This window comes from Flavobacterium sp. 11 (assembly GCF_002754315.1).
Taxonomy (GTDB): Bacteria; Bacteroidota; Bacteroidia; order Flavobacteriales; family Flavobacteriaceae; genus Flavobacterium; species Flavobacterium algoritolerans.
The window spans coordinates 3,480,161-3,494,663 of record NZ_PEFE01000001.1; the positions used below are offsets into that span (position 1 = coordinate 3,480,161).

10 protein-coding genes are annotated in these 14,503 nt (G+C 34.1%); 9 read left to right on the top strand and 1 reads right to left on the bottom strand.

Annotation, left to right across the window (positions count from 1 at the left end):
* Positions 1-17: 17 nt before the first annotated feature.
* From secA to CLV00_RS15120, 4 genes are all read left to right on the top strand, one after another.
* Positions 18-3,359, top strand: coding sequence for a preprotein translocase subunit SecA (gene secA / locus CLV00_RS15105; protein ID WP_099715955.1), 3,342 nt, complete (start codon positions 18-20; stop codon positions 3,357-3,359).
* Positions 3,360-3,808: 449 nt separating this feature from the next.
* Entirely contained in the window at positions 3,809-4,213 is a 405-nt protein-coding gene (locus tag CLV00_RS15110) for a hypothetical protein (protein WP_099715956.1), read from the top strand.
* A 147-nt stretch (positions 4,214-4,360) separates the two neighbouring features.
* Positions 4,361-5,065 (top strand): DUF2225 domain-containing protein, encoded by a 705-nt coding sequence (locus CLV00_RS15115; protein ID WP_099715957.1) that lies wholly within the window; start codon positions 4,361-4,363, stop codon positions 5,063-5,065.
* A 207-nt stretch (positions 5,066-5,272) separates the two neighbouring features.
* On the top strand, positions 5,273-5,908 hold the full coding sequence (locus tag CLV00_RS15120) for a hypothetical protein (protein WP_099715958.1): 636 nt from the start codon (positions 5,273-5,275) through the stop codon (positions 5,906-5,908).
* A 306-nt stretch (positions 5,909-6,214) separates the two neighbouring features.
* Here CLV00_RS15120 and CLV00_RS15125 read toward each other — a convergent pair whose 3' ends face one another.
* Positions 6,215-6,877, bottom strand: a complete 663-nt coding sequence (locus CLV00_RS15125; protein WP_099715959.1) for an RNA methyltransferase — start codon at positions 6,875-6,877, stop codon at positions 6,215-6,217.
* A gap of 272 nt (positions 6,878-7,149) precedes the next feature.
* Here CLV00_RS15125 and CLV00_RS15130 point away from each other — a divergent pair, with 272 nt between their 5' ends.
* The 5 genes from CLV00_RS15130 (at position 7,150) to CLV00_RS15150 (ending at position 14,442) form a co-directional block, all read left to right on the top strand.
* Positions 7,150-7,842, top strand: coding sequence for an NAD-dependent deacylase (locus tag CLV00_RS15130; RefSeq protein ID WP_099715960.1), 693 nt, complete (start codon positions 7,150-7,152; stop codon positions 7,840-7,842).
* 67 nt (positions 7,843-7,909) lie between these two features.
* Positions 7,910-9,256, top strand: coding sequence for an adenylosuccinate lyase (purB, locus tag CLV00_RS15135; protein WP_099715961.1), 1,347 nt, complete (start codon positions 7,910-7,912; stop codon positions 9,254-9,256).
* A 183-nt stretch (positions 9,257-9,439) separates the two neighbouring features.
* Complete coding sequence (locus CLV00_RS15140; protein ID WP_099715962.1) at positions 9,440-11,680, top strand: cation:proton antiporter; 2,241 nt, start codon at positions 9,440-9,442, stop codon at positions 11,678-11,680.
* Positions 11,681-11,933: 253 nt separating this feature from the next.
* Positions 11,934-12,539 carry an NAD(P)H-dependent oxidoreductase gene (locus CLV00_RS15145; RefSeq protein WP_099715963.1) on the top strand — a complete coding sequence of 202 codons (606 nt, stop codon included), beginning with the start codon at positions 11,934-11,936 and terminating at the stop codon, positions 12,537-12,539.
* Position 12,540: 1 nt separating this feature from the next.
* The gene (locus tag CLV00_RS15150) at positions 12,541-14,442 is read left to right on the top strand and encodes a monovalent cation:proton antiporter-2 (CPA2) family protein (protein ID WP_099715964.1); all 1,902 of its coding nucleotides are present in this window, start codon (positions 12,541-12,543) and stop codon (positions 14,440-14,442) included.
* The last annotated feature ends 61 nt before the right edge of the window (positions 14,443-14,503 follow it).

Sequence of the window (14,503 nt, forward strand, 5' to 3'; positions counted from 1 at the left end):
AGAAATAAAAACATATTATGAGTTTTATAAATAGTATTATTAAAGTCTTTGTTGGGGATAAATCCCAAAAAGATGTCAAAGCTTTACAACCGTATCTTACCAAAATTAAAGCTTTTGAAACTCCTCTGATGGCATTATCTAATGATGATCTTAGAGGACGCACTGCTTTTTTCAAAGATAGAATCAAACAGGCACGTGCTGAAAAAGATGCTAAAATTGCGGCGCTGAAACTAGAAGTGGAAAGCATTGAAGATATTGACAAGAGAGAAGATATTTATGTTGCTATTGACGCATTAGAAAAAGAAGCTTACGATATCTCAGAAAAAACGTTGATGGAAATTCTTCCGGAAGCATTTGCCGTTGTAAAAGAAACAGCTAGACGTTTCAAAGACAACACTCAAATAGTGGTAACCGCAACACCTAAAGATCGTGAACTTTCTGCTACTAAAACCTACATTACCTTAGATGGTGACAATGCAGTTTGGGCAAATTCATGGAGTGCTGCAGGAAAAGAAATTACTTGGGACATGATTCACTATGACGTACAATTAATTGGCGGAATGGTTTTGCATGAAGGAAAAGTAGCTGAAATGCAAACAGGTGAAGGAAAAACATTAGTGGCAACTTTACCGCTTTACTTAAATGCTTTAACTGGAAACGGTGTGCATTTAGTAACTGTGAATGATTATTTGGCAAAAAGAGATAGTACTTGGAAAGCGCCATTATTCGAATTTCACGGTATGACTGTAGAATGTATTGACAATTACCAACCAAGTTCTGAAGGAAGAAAAAAAGCATATGATGCTGATATCACTTACGGAACCAATAATGAGTTTGGTTTTGACTACTTAAGAGATAACATGGCGCATTCGCCAGAAGATTTAGTGCAACGAAAACACAATTATGCGATTGTCGATGAGGTCGATTCAGTTTTAATTGATGATGCCAGAACACCATTGATTATTTCAGGTCCGGTTCCGCAAGGAGATCGTCATGAGTTTAATGAATTGAAACCAAAAATTGAAAACTTAGTTAGCATACAAAGACAATTGGCTAACGGTTTCTTATCTGAAGCAAAAAAATTAATTAAAGAGGGAAATACTAAAGAAGGTGGATTCCAATTGTTAAGAGCTTACAGAGCATTACCAAAAAACAAAGCATTAATTAAATTTTTGAGTGAAGAAGGAATTAAACAATTGCTTCAAAAAACCGAAAATCAATACATGCAGGATAACAAAAGAGAAATGCACAAGATTGATGAGGCATTGTATTTTGTTATTGAAGAAAAAAACAATCAGGTTGAATTGACCGATAACGGAATTAAATACCTTTCTGGAGATACTGATGCTGACTTTTTTGTACTTCCGGACATTGGAACTGAAATTGCCGCTATCGAAAAGAAAAAATTAGATAAAGACACTGAAGCCGAAGAAAAAGAACAATTGTTTCAAGATTTTGGAGTGAAAAGTGAGCGTATTCATACTTTGACACAACTTTTGAAAGCCTATGCTTTATTCGAAAAAGATGTTGAATATGTAATCATGGATAACAAAATCATGATTGTTGATGAGCAAACAGGTCGTATCATGGATGGTCGTCGTTATTCCGACGGATTGCACCAAGCGATTGAAGCCAAAGAAAATGTAAAAATCGAAGCTGCAACTCAAACATTTGCAACCGTTACGTTACAGAATTACTTCAGAATGTACAACAAACTGGGAGGAATGACTGGAACTGCAGTAACTGAAGCGGGTGAGTTATGGCAAATATATAAACTAGACGTTGTAGAAATTCCTACGAACAGAGGAATGGCCAGAAAAGACAAAGAGGATTTTATTTATAAAACTACTCGTGAAAAATTCAATGCCGTTATCGAAGACGTAACTGAATTATCTAATGCAGGAAGACCGGTACTTATTGGTACAACTTCTGTAGAGATTTCAGAATTATTAAGCCGAATGTTGAAAATGAGAGGCGTTGCACACAATGTCTTGAATGCAAAAATGCACAAACAAGAAGCGCAAATTGTTGAAGAAGCAGGAAAACCTGGTGTGGTAACGATTGCAACCAACATGGCTGGTCGTGGTACCGATATTAAATTATCTGCCGAAGTAAAAGCTGCTGGTGGATTAGCAATTGTAGGAACAGAACGTCATGATTCCCGTCGTGTTGACCGTCAGTTACGTGGTCGTGCAGGACGTCAAGGTGATCCTGGAAGTTCTCAGTTTTATGTTTCTCTTGAAGACAACCTAATGCGTTTGTTTGGTTCTGAAAGAGTGGCTAAAGTGATGGACAGAATGGGATTGCAGGAAGGTGAAGTGATTCAGCATTCTATGATGACTAAATCTATCGAACGTGCTCAGAAAAAAGTAGAAGAAAACAACTTTGGTGTTCGTAAACGTTTATTGGAATATGATGATGTAATGAACGCACAACGTGAAGTAGTGTACAAACGTCGTCGTCATGCATTGTTTGGAGAGCGTTTGAAATTAGATATTGCAAACATGCTTTACGATACTTGTGAATTGATCGTTGACCAAAACAAAGCATCAAATAATTTCAAAAACTTTGAATTCGAATTGATTCGTTATTTCTCAATCACATCGCCAGTTACTGAAAGTGAATTCAGTAAATTGAGTGAAATGGAATTAACCGGTAAAATATACAAAGCTACGCTGGAATATTATACAGAGAAAACCGAAAGAAGTGCCAGAGAAGCATTCCCAATCATAAAAAGTGTTTACGAAGATAAAAACAACCAATTTGAACGTATTGTAGTTCCTTTTACAGATGGAATTAAATCATTGAATGTGGTTACTGATTTGAAAAAAGCCTACGAAACTGAGGGAGCTCAACTTGTTGCTGATTTCGAAAAAAATATCACTTTATCTATTGTAGATGAAGCTTGGAAGAAACACTTACGTAAAATGGATGAGTTGAAACAATCGGTTCAACTTGCGGTTCACGAACAAAAAGATCCATTACTTATTTACAAACTGGAAGCGTTCAATTTGTTTAGAGCAATGATTGACAATGTAAACAAGGAAGTGATTTCATTCTTGTTCAAAGGTGATTTACCAGCTCAAGAAAATCAACAAATTCAAGAAGCGAAAGAAGTTCGTCAACAAGAAGATTATAAATTAAGTAAAGACGAAATTCCAAATAGTGAAAGTGCTAATCGTGAAGCGGGAGAAACGCAACAACGACAAGTAACCGAAACTATCGTGAGAGATATGCCAAAAATCAATCGTAATGATAACGTAACGATTCAAAACGTGGCCAACGGACAAATTCAAGAAATGAAATACAAAAAAGCCGAAAGCTTAATCGCTTCAGGACAATGGGTTATCGTTAACTAATAACCGTTTCAAATCTTTACTATTACATTCCCCAATTACGAAAGTAGTTGGGGAATTTTTTTTATCCTGAATTTAATCCTGAATTTATTTCAGGATCTTTTTTTAAATCTTTTCCAGGAGCAATTCCCGCCCTACGCTGCAAGTTATTTGGTTTCAAACCCTTTTTCTAGCCGCTGTCAGGAGCTTCTCCCGAAGTGTCGGGATTCGCTCTGCCACCACCAGAAAAAAGTGGTTTTCAACCGGCATAGGCTTTCCGCTGCTGTCGGGGCTAGGGATTTTGTGATAAATTAATTACTAATTCAAATTTATAAGATTTTTCAGCGATTAATTTATATATTTGAAAATAAATAAAATCTGACGTTTATCAGATTTATAAACAAGTTACCAGCAATTGTTCTGCAGAATAGGAGAATTCAAGAATCTAACACAATTTTTAAGATAGAAACCATATGAAAGCAATAATTATTTTACTCTTTACAATTTCAACTTGTCTTGGACAAAGTAAAATTGAGAAAAGTTCTCAAGAGAGACTAATTCATAAGTGGGAATTAAAACAATTTGAAGTTGCTAAAAAAAATGGAGTTATAGTGAAAGTAACCTTAACAAAATATGCTGAAAGTGTATCTTTTGAATTTAAAGATGATCATACTTTAGAAGTGATTTATTCAAATTCGAAAAAAGAAAATTATTTGTGGAAGTTTAAACGTGATCTAATAGAAATAATAACTGTTGAGGCAGAAAATTTTAATTCTGAAATAATAGGAGTATTTGAAATACATTTTTTGGATAAGATATCACAACTTTTTTTACAGAGAAAAAATGACCCACATCATGGAATTATGTTAAAAGTATAAGCAACTGATAATAATAGTTACTACAACGGATTTGGGATGATTTGACAAATCGGAATAATGGACTTAATTTAGATCCAAACCCGCTGTAGTACTAGAACGTTAGCAAATATCTTAAAAAATAAAGAAGTTGAATAATTAGAAATAACTATGAAAAAAATAATTTTACTTACAATAATCCTTTTAATGGGACAAAATTTTGCAAATGCGCATACTTGCGAAAATGAAACTGTAAAATGCCCAATAGATGGAAAAAACGTAACATTTTGTGTAACAATGAGTATGACAACTTTTGGTTCTTTTAAAGATTTTCAAAAGCAAGGTGCAATTGGAGAACATTACGAGGGACTAATAAACACTTGTCCAAAATGTCATTTTTCAGGTTATATTGATGACTTCAAAACAGAACTGAACGGAGAAGAAAAAATTAAAATTAAAGAATATCTAACAAAATTTGATGACACGAAAATTGATGATGCAAAACAATGTTTGATTGCAGGCGAAATCAAGGAATTACAAAAAAAATCAAACAAAGAAATTGCCTTTTGTTACGTCACAGGTTCGTATTTATTACGTAACAATGATAAACAAGTTGAATTTAGAAAAGAACTCCAATCAAAAGCTAAAGATAATTTGATTTCAGCTTTAGATAAAAATGAATATGAAGACAAATCAGTAATTGCAAACATTAATTATTTAATTGCTGAAATGGAAAGAAGAATTGGAAATTTTGATGAAGCAATAAAACATTATGATTTAGCAATTAACGATTCAAATAAAAAAGATTGGGTCGAAGAAATTGCGAAAGAACAAAAAGAATTAGCAGTAAAGAAAGACGAAAATAATAAAATATAAAAAGCAATCAGCTAAAAGCTACTACAACAGATTTGAGCAATTGGCTTTGTATTTGGGATGATTTGCTACGCCTGTTCGCTATCACCCTGGTGGCAAATCCAAAAACAAGGCTTAATCTAATCCAAAAACCGTATTACTAACAAAACATTAGCGAAAACCATAATAAAAAAACGAGAATAAATATTAAACCTTAAAATAAATTATAGAATGAAAAAAATGATTAAAATTAGTTCGCTTTTAGCTTTTGCAATGCTTATGAATAGTTGTGCTTCTGGGTATAAAAAAATAAATCCTGAAACAATAAATTACGTATCAAAAAGTATTGAAAGTAATATTTTACTAGAATACAAATATGATTTATTAGGAAAAAAATATAAAAAGAAAGAAACTAAAAATAACATTAAGCTAATTGCAGTCAAAATCACAAATAATACCGAAAAAGAAATAGTTTTGGGAAGAGATTTTAAACTTTCTTATGAAAACGGTAATGAAGTTAATTTAATTGAAACTGAAAAATTATTTAAAACTATCAAACAAAGTCCAGCTTCCTATTTATGGTACTTACTTTTATCTCCAGTTCAATTATATTCAGGAACTACAACTACATCAAATGGATATTATACTGAAACTAAACCTGCAAACTCATTTCCAATTGGATTGATAGTAGGTCCAGGATTAGCTGGTGGTAATATGATCGCTGCAAGTTCAGCAAATAAGAATTTTAAAAATGAATTAATGCAATTTGATCTTAATGGAAAAACAATCAAAAAAGGTGAAACAGTTTATGGATTGATAGGTTCAAATTCGAATAGCTATGACTCTATTAAAGTAAAGGTGCAATAACGGCTATCCGCTCAGAAAAACACTCCTTAGAACACATAAATTTTTAGTAAAAGCTGCGCAAATGTCTCTGACTTTGCGCAGCTTTTATAACTTGAGAGTATATTAAAACGTCATAAAGTAGTTGACTTTCATTAACCCGATATAGTGCTTGACTTTATGCAAAACTGAAATAACCCGATTGCGCGGATTTGCAATCCGTGCCCACAACGATAAGCACTTAATCAAAAGAAAATACTAAATGTAATTGCTTCGTTACTCGCAATGACTCAGCAAACCGTTAAAATCTAGTTTAAGCGTTTGTTTACACTATCTTGGATTCTCCTCAAAATACCGTTCTTCAATTCGCTTAATATCTTTTATGGAATTTTTGGCCCAAGCCAATCTTTTTACTAAAATTTCCTCTTCGGATAAATGCCAATCGATGTTTGAATTACGCAATCGATTCGTCAGATTTTGAATGATGATCGCTGCCGAAACCGAGATATTCAAACTCTCCGTAAAACCAACCATTGGGATTTTTAGAAAACCATCGGCGCGTTGCAAAATTTCTTCGGATAATCCGTCTCTTTCTGTTCCAAAAAATAAAGCACTCGGTTTAGAAATGTCAAAATCTTCCATCAAACAATCATTCTCATGTGGCGTCGTGGCAATGATTTGATACCCTTTACTTTTTAACGTATCCACACAATTCGTAATATTATCGAATGTATTAATATCAACCCATTTTTGAGCGCCCATCGCAATTTCTTTATCGATACTTTTTCCGTAACGCTGCTCGATAACATTCAATTCCTGAATCCCAAAAATCTCACAACTGCGCATCACTGCACTCGTATTATGCATCTGGAAAATATCTTCGACAGCAATCGTAAAATGCTTGGTTCTGTTTTCCAATACTTTCAGAAATTTTTCTTTGCGGTTATCAGTCAAGATATTTTCAAGAAAATTAAGGTAATCGATATCAATCATTGCGGGTTATTTTTTTGGCAAAAATACTAAAAAAGAGTAGTTTTATATACTAATTCGAATCAAGTATTGAATGTGCCGTTAGGCACTAAATATGGGTAGAAAACAAGAAGTGAAACGAATTTAGCGTGCCATAGGTACGCAACATTTATGGTTTTGTCGCGTACCTACGGCACGTTAATAAACTTTAACCCTAATTACTACCGATATTTAGTGCCTAACGGCACAGCCAAACAGCTATTCAAGCTGATTCACATTATAAATGTATTTTACAAATGAAAAAGAAACTAGTAGTCCTAACCGGAGCAGGAATAAGTGCCGAAAGTGGTATCAAAACTTTTCGTGACAGTGATGGACTTTGGGAAGGTCATAACGTTATGGATGTGGCAACTCCCGAAGGCTGGCATAAAAACCCGGCTTTGGTGCTGGATTTTTACAATCAAAGACGAAAACAACTCAAAGAAGTCGCACCTAATTTGGGACATCAAATTCTGGCTGAATTAGAGAATGAATTCGATGTTTACATTATTACCCAAAATGTAGATGATTTACATGAACGCGCCGGAAGTACTAATGTGTTGCATTTGCACGGCGAATTATTAAAAGTGAGAAGTACTAAAAATCCAAATTATATTCTGGACTGGCAAGACGATTTGAATTTTGGAGATTTAGACGATAACAAAAATCAATTGCGTCCGCATATCGTTTGGTTTGGCGAGGAAGTTCCTGCTCTTGATGAAGCAATAACACTAACTCAAAGTGCGGATTATTTTGCTGTTATAGGAACTTCATTACAAGTCTATCCTGCGGCAGGATTAATCGATTTCACAACGAGAGAAACGCCTATTTTTTATATTGATCCAAAACCTATAAAAATCCCAAATCTTAGAAATCTATTGGATGTGATTCCGGAAGTGGCTTCGGAAGGAATGAAAATACTAAAAAAGAAGCTTATCGAGTTTATTTAAAAACCATTAGTTTTCTAATTTGTCTCGAAAGGTTTATATTTGTGCCTTTCGAACAAACAACAAAACAATGACTACTTTAAACGAATTGAATGCTATATCGCCAATCGACGGAAGATATAGAAACAAGACTATTTCTCTGGCTCCATTTTTCTCTGAAGAAGCCTTAATCAAATACCGCGTATTGGTTGAAATTGAATATTTTATTGCTTTGTGCGAAGTGCCTTTGCCACAATTAAAAAACGTAAACCCAGATTTATTCGAGAGTTTACGTAACATCTATAAAAACTTCTCTACTGAAGATGCACTTTGGATAAAAGAAACCGAAAAAGTAACCAACCACGATGTAAAAGCGGTGGAATACTTTATCAAAGATGCTTTTGAAAAATTAGGTTTGTCAGAATACAAAGAGTTCATTCATTTTGGATTGACTTCCCAAGATATTAATAATACGGCGATTCCGCTATCTACAAAAGAAGCTTTCGAGAAAGTATATATGCCTTCTTTGATTACTTTAACTTCAAAATTGAAAGATTTAAGTGTAGAGTGGAAAGACGTTCCAATGCTTGCCCGTACACACGGACAACCGGCTTCTCCAACGCGTTTGGGTAAAGAAATTGGGGTTTTTGTAGAACGTTTAGAAGAGCAAATGCGTTTGTTGTTTAATGTTCCTTTTGCGGCTAAATTTGGTGGTGCAACAGGAAATTATAATGCACATCACGTGGCGTATCCTCAAATTGACTGGAGAAAATTCGGCGGGAAATTTGTAGAAGAAAACCTTGGTTTACACCACTCCTTCCCTACTACACAAATTGAACATTACGATCATTTCGCAGCCTTTTTTGATGCATTGAAAAGAATAAATACCATCATCATTGATTTAGACCGAGATATTTGGACGTACGTTTCGATGGAATATTTCAAACAAAAAATCAAAGCTGGAGAAATAGGTTCTTCGGCAATGCCACACAAAGTAAACCCAATTGATTTTGAAAATTCAGAAGGGAACTTAGGAATAGCCAATGCTATTTTCGAACATTTATCTGCTAAATTACCATTGTCAAGATTACAACGTGATTTGACAGATAGTACGGTTTTGAGAAATATTGGTGTACCAATGGGACATACATTAATCGCTTTTGAAGCCACTTTGAAAGGATTAAACAAATTGTTATTGAATGAGCCAAAATTCCACGAAGATTTAGAGAAAAACTGGGCTGTTGTTGCCGAAGCAATTCAAACTATTTTGCGTCGTGAAGGATATCCTAATCCGTATGAAGCATTAAAAGGATTGACCAGAACCAATGAAGCGATTGATAAAAATGCAATTCACGGTTTTATTGCAACCTTAGAAGTTTCGGATGAAATTAAGGCTGAATTGATGCAAATCACTCCTAGCAATTTCTTAGGAATATAAATTTTAAAGGATTATTCCATTTTATAAAATCCCGTTGAAAAGAAATAAGAATTCTTTTCAACGGGATTTTTATTGCTAAAAAAATCATAAAAAGCCGTATTCAGCTGCAATTATACTTCAAAAATTAAAGTTTTTTTATATCTTACCAATATACACAAAAACCTTAAAAATCAGTAAACGCCTATGAATACCGCAGAAACAGTAGCAAATGTATCACACCACTTACAACCTCTAATTAGTGATTTAGGATTAATCCTGATGACAGCTGCAGTGGCAGTTTTGTTATTTAAAAAAATAAAACAACCGCTGGTTCTGGGGTATTTAATTGCCGGATTTTTGGCAGGAAATCATTTTGATTTTTTCCCTTCCGTAAAAGATATTAAAAGTGTAGAAGTTTGGGCAGAGATTGGGGTAATCTTTTTATTATTTAGCTTGGGACTGGAATTCAGTTTTAAGAAACTGATGAAAGTGGGTGGAACAGCATCAATTACAGCAGTAACACAAATTATTGCGATGGTTTCCATCGGATATTTAGTGGGCCAATGGATTGGCTGGAAACCTATGGACAGTATCTTTTTAGGAGTGATTCTTTCGATTTCATCCACTACCATTATCCTAAAAACATTTGATGAATTGGGCGTAAAAACCCAGAAATTTGCGGGAATCGTTATTGGTTCACTTATCGTTCAAGATATAGTTGCCATTTTGATGATGGTATTGCTTTCTACAATTGCAGTAAGTCAACAATTTTCAGGAAGTGAATTGTTATTATCCGTTCTTAAACTGATTTTTTTCTTGACCATTTGGTTTGTTGGTGGTATCTTTTTTATCCCGACTTTACTTAAAAAAGCTAAAAATATATTAACGGACGAAATGCTGTTAATCATCTCACTTGCATTGTGTTTAATGATGGTTATTCTGGCTGCCAATGTTGGTTTTTCTCCTGCATTAGGTGCTTTTATTATGGGTTCCATCATTGCCGAAACAACTCAGGCCGAACACATAGAACATTTGGTAAAACCTGTTAAAGACCTTTTTGGTGCCGTTTTCTTTGTATCCGTTGGAATGTTAATCAATCCGGGGACCTTGTATGAATATGCATTACCTGTCGCAATTTTGACATTCGTAGTGATTATAGGACAATCTGTAAGTTCAACAATTGGAGCTTTACTTTCGGGACAACCACTAAAACAATCCGTGCAAACCGGAATGAGTTTATCGCAAATTGGGGAATTTTCTTTTATTATTGCAACATTAGGAATGACGCTTAATGTAACCAGTAATTTTTTATATCCAATTGTGGTGGCAGTGTCAGCAGTGACCACTTTTACGACTCCATTTATGGTGAAATTTGCCACTCCTTTTTCAGAATATCTGGAGAAAAAACTACCTAGAAAATGGATTAAAAAAATTGAACGTTACAGTGCCAATGCGCAATCCATAAAATTAGTAAGCAACTGGCAAATAGTTGTACGCGCATTTCTGACTCAGGTGATTATCCATTCCGTGATTATAGTGGCCGTTATTTTACTTTCATCAAAATTCATTTTACCTTTAGTTGAAGGATCACAATTTGGAAACATATTCGCCGCATTAATTACATTAGTGATACTATCCCCTTTCTTATGGGCACTTTCTTTGCGCCGAATTGCAGTTAAACAAGTGGCTATTTTAAGGGAAGAGCGCAAATATCGAGGGCCAATACTAATGATGATTTTACTGCGAATGATATTGACCCTGATTTATATTGGATTTTTATTGAATATCTTTTTCTCTCCTGTAATCGCTTTTTTAGTCCTGATTGCAGCTGTAGTAGTCTATTTTGTTTTTCCAAAAAAATTAAATGCACAGTACCACAAAATTGAAAATCACTTTTTGCAAAATTTAAACGCCCGAGAAATTAAAAAAGCGGTAAGAAGTCGTAGTGATTTGACACCTTGGGACGGACACATGACGACTTTTGAAATTGCTCCAACCTCGAATATTGCTGGAAAAACATTAGAAGAATTAAGTATTCGCGAGCAATTAGGAATTAATATCGCATTTGTTAAGCGAGGAGAAATCACGATTAATATTCCTAGTAGAAACGAAAGACTTTTTCCAGGCGATGAAATTTGTGTCATTGGTACTGATACCCAAGTGGCAGCATTTAAAAAATATTTGGACCAAAATGAGATTGATGTTTCACCATTGGAAACTGAATCTGATATTGTATTACAACAGTTAGAGCTCATCAACGAAGCATTTATTGGAAAAAGCATACGTGATTCTGAATTACGTGAAAAAACTCATGGCTTGATTGTTGGCTTGGAAAGAGGAGGAAAGAGAATACTCAACCCAGAATCAAAATTGATTTTAGAAAAAAATGATATTCTTTGGATTGTGGGCAGCAAAAAATTATTAGCTAATCTTTCCAAAAATTAAATAAGAACATTTTTTTACAATCTATTTTGATTGAATTAATACAATCCTGAATTATAGATTCTAAATACATCCCGTCTGAACGAAACTTTAGATTTTGTTTAGACGGGATTTTTTATTTATCGTCAAAAAAATAATATTTGAACCATAGTAAATTATTAAGATTAAGCAATATTTTATACCTTAGAGCAGTTTTATTTTCATAAAAACAGTGTAAATCAACACAATAATTCTTTTAAATAGTTAAAATAAATTTATGCCAAAAAATAAAATCTTAATCCTATTTTCACATCCGCTATTCGAGAAATCTCATGCGAATAAAGCTTTGGTGGAAAACATTCCCGATTCAGAAAATATTACTTTTCATGATTTATATGAACACTACCCTGATTTTGATATTGATGTAAAATTCGAGCAAGATTTATTAAGTCAGCATGACATTATCATTTGGCACCATCCCATGTATTGGTATAGCTGCCCGCCATTAATGAAACAATGGATTGATATGGTACTGGAACATAACTGGGCTTATGGAAAAAAGGGAAAAGCATTACAGGATAAAATTATTTTTCAGGTGATTACTACTGGTGGCGACAAGGAAAATTATTGCGAAACGGGTAGTGATCGTTATAGTATTCTTGAATTATTGGAACCTTTTAACCAAACTGCAAAAGTGTGTAATATGATTTACTTACCTCCTTTTGTAGTGCACGGAACACATAATATGACCGATGAAGATTATGAAAAAAATGGTTTGATTTATGGCTATTTTCTGGACTATTTAGAGAATCATGATATAGATACGGATGAAATTTTGCAACACCATTACTTGAATGAATGGTTTGCAACAATACTGACATAATATGGATACTAATTTTTTGCTTCAGGCAATCATTTATTTAACTGCTGCCGTAATTTGCGTACCAATTGCTAAAAAATTAGGCTTGAGTTCTATTTTAGGCTATTTATTGGCGGGCATAATCATTGGTCCTTTTGTTCTTGGGTTTATAGGTCAGGAAGGTCAGGATATAATGCATTTTGCCGAATTTGGTGTAGTAATGATGCTTTTTTTAATTGGTCTTGAATTAGAACCAAGTAAGTTTTGGAAAATGCGGAAATTCATACTTGGAATGGGCTCCATGCAATTAATTGGAACGACAATAATCCTATTTCTCGGATGTCTTTTTTTTATGGACTGGAGATGGGAAACTACATTAGCGATTTCACTGGCGCTGGCATTATCTTCTACTGCTATTGTATTGCAAACCTTAAAAGAAAAAGGATTATCAAATACTTCAGTAGGACGTTCCTCATTTGCAGTTTTACTTTTCCAAGACATTGCCGTAATCCCAATTTTAGCCTTTTTACCTCTTTTGTCAACCGTAAATCTTGAGGCAACAAATGATGCGCCACAATCATTAATCACAGGTTATGCGAGCTGGTTGCAAACGGTAATCGTAATCGGAATTATTTCGACAATTTATTTTGCAGGCCGTTTTTTGTTTGTTCCTTTATTGCATATAATCGCAAAAACCAGATTACAGGAATTGTTTACTGCTTCTGCATTACTGCTCGTAGTTGGGGTTTCGTATATGATGCAATTAATTGGATTAAGTCCTGCGTTAGGTGCTTTTATGGCTGGTGTCGTATTAGCCAACTCTGAATTTCGCCATGAATTAGAAGGCGACATTGCACCATTTAAAGGATTGCTTTTGGGATTGTTTTTTCTGGGCGTAGGTGCCTCAATAAACTTCCAATTAATTATTGACAATCCATTATTTATTTTTGCTTTTGGAGCGATTCTAACATTAGTAAAATTCATAGTTCTATTTTTTACCAGTCGGTATTATAAAAAGAAATTAGACCAAAATCTACTGTTTGCATTTGGTTTGAGCCAAGCAGGAGAATTTGGTTTTGTAATTATGAGTTTCTGTATGCAATTGAATATTGTACCCAGTATTTTAGCCAATCAAATTATGGCAGTCATAGCCATGAGTATGGTTGCAACTCCTTTTCTGTTACTAATAAATGAGCGAATAATATATCCAAACACCCGAATTCAGGAAAAAGAAATAAAAAAAGACAATGATTATATTGACGAGGATAATCCTGTTATTATAGCTGGTTTTGGGCATTTTGGAAGCACAGTCGGTCGATTATTGAGAGCTAATCAAATAAAATCAACTATTCTTGATTATGATTCAGACCGAATCGATTTATTACGAAAAATGGGTTTTAAAGTCTATTATGGAGATGCAACCCGGCTAGAACTATTGAAAGCTGCCGGTTGTGAAAATGCTAAAGTTTTCATTGCCGCCATTGATAATCCAACCGTAAATCTTCAAGTCATTGAAACCTTAAAGAAGCACTTTCCAAATTTAAAAATTTTAACGCGTGCCCGAAATCGAAATGATGCCTATGAATTAATCGATCATAAAGTGGAACATATTTACAGAGAAACTTTATACAGCGCTGTGAATATGGGTGTTGATGCATTAGTAGAATTAGGACTTCGAAAATATACGGCAACCAGACAAGGGCAACAGTTTATAAAATACGATGAAATTACCACACGTAAACTTGCCGAAAAGCGCCACGATAAAATGGCATACATGATTACTATTAAGGAAGAAATTGAATTACAGGAACAGTTATTAAAGAGTGATATTTATTCCCAAGTTGCAGCAACCAATCACAGTTGGGACAGTCAACATTTAAAGAACAATCTGGCTGACTTGTCTGACTCCTCTGAATTGCAGGACTAAAGTTTAAAGCAATAAAAAAGCATAATTAAAACCCTAAAACGGAATTAATTATGCTTTTTTT

What these genes read in the sequence shown, in the direction of transcription:
- secA (WP_099715955.1), top strand. Translation starts at nt 18, where the DNA reads ATGAGTTTTATAAATAGTATTATTAAAGTCTTTGTTGGGGATAAATCC.
- CLV00_RS15110 (WP_099715956.1), top strand. Translation starts at nt 3,809, where the DNA reads ATGAAAGCAATAATTATTTTACTCTTTACAATTTCAACTTGTCTTGGA.
- CLV00_RS15115 (WP_099715957.1), top strand. Translation starts at nt 4,361, where the DNA reads ATGAAAAAAATAATTTTACTTACAATAATCCTTTTAATGGGACAAAAT.
- CLV00_RS15120 (WP_099715958.1), top strand. Translation starts at nt 5,273, where the DNA reads ATGAAAAAAATGATTAAAATTAGTTCGCTTTTAGCTTTTGCAATGCTT.
- CLV00_RS15125 (WP_099715959.1), bottom strand. Translation starts at nt 6,877, where the DNA reads ATGATTGATATCGATTACCTTAATTTTCTTGAAAATATCTTGACTGAT.
- CLV00_RS15130 (WP_099715960.1), top strand. Translation starts at nt 7,150, where the DNA reads ATGAAAAAGAAACTAGTAGTCCTAACCGGAGCAGGAATAAGTGCCGAA.
- purB (WP_099715961.1), top strand. Translation starts at nt 7,910, where the DNA reads ATGACTACTTTAAACGAATTGAATGCTATATCGCCAATCGACGGAAGA.
- CLV00_RS15140 (WP_099715962.1), top strand. Translation starts at nt 9,440, where the DNA reads ATGAATACCGCAGAAACAGTAGCAAATGTATCACACCACTTACAACCT.
- CLV00_RS15145 (WP_099715963.1), top strand. Translation starts at nt 11,934, where the DNA reads ATGCCAAAAAATAAAATCTTAATCCTATTTTCACATCCGCTATTCGAG.
- CLV00_RS15150 (WP_099715964.1), top strand. Translation starts at nt 12,541, where the DNA reads ATGGATACTAATTTTTTGCTTCAGGCAATCATTTATTTAACTGCTGCC.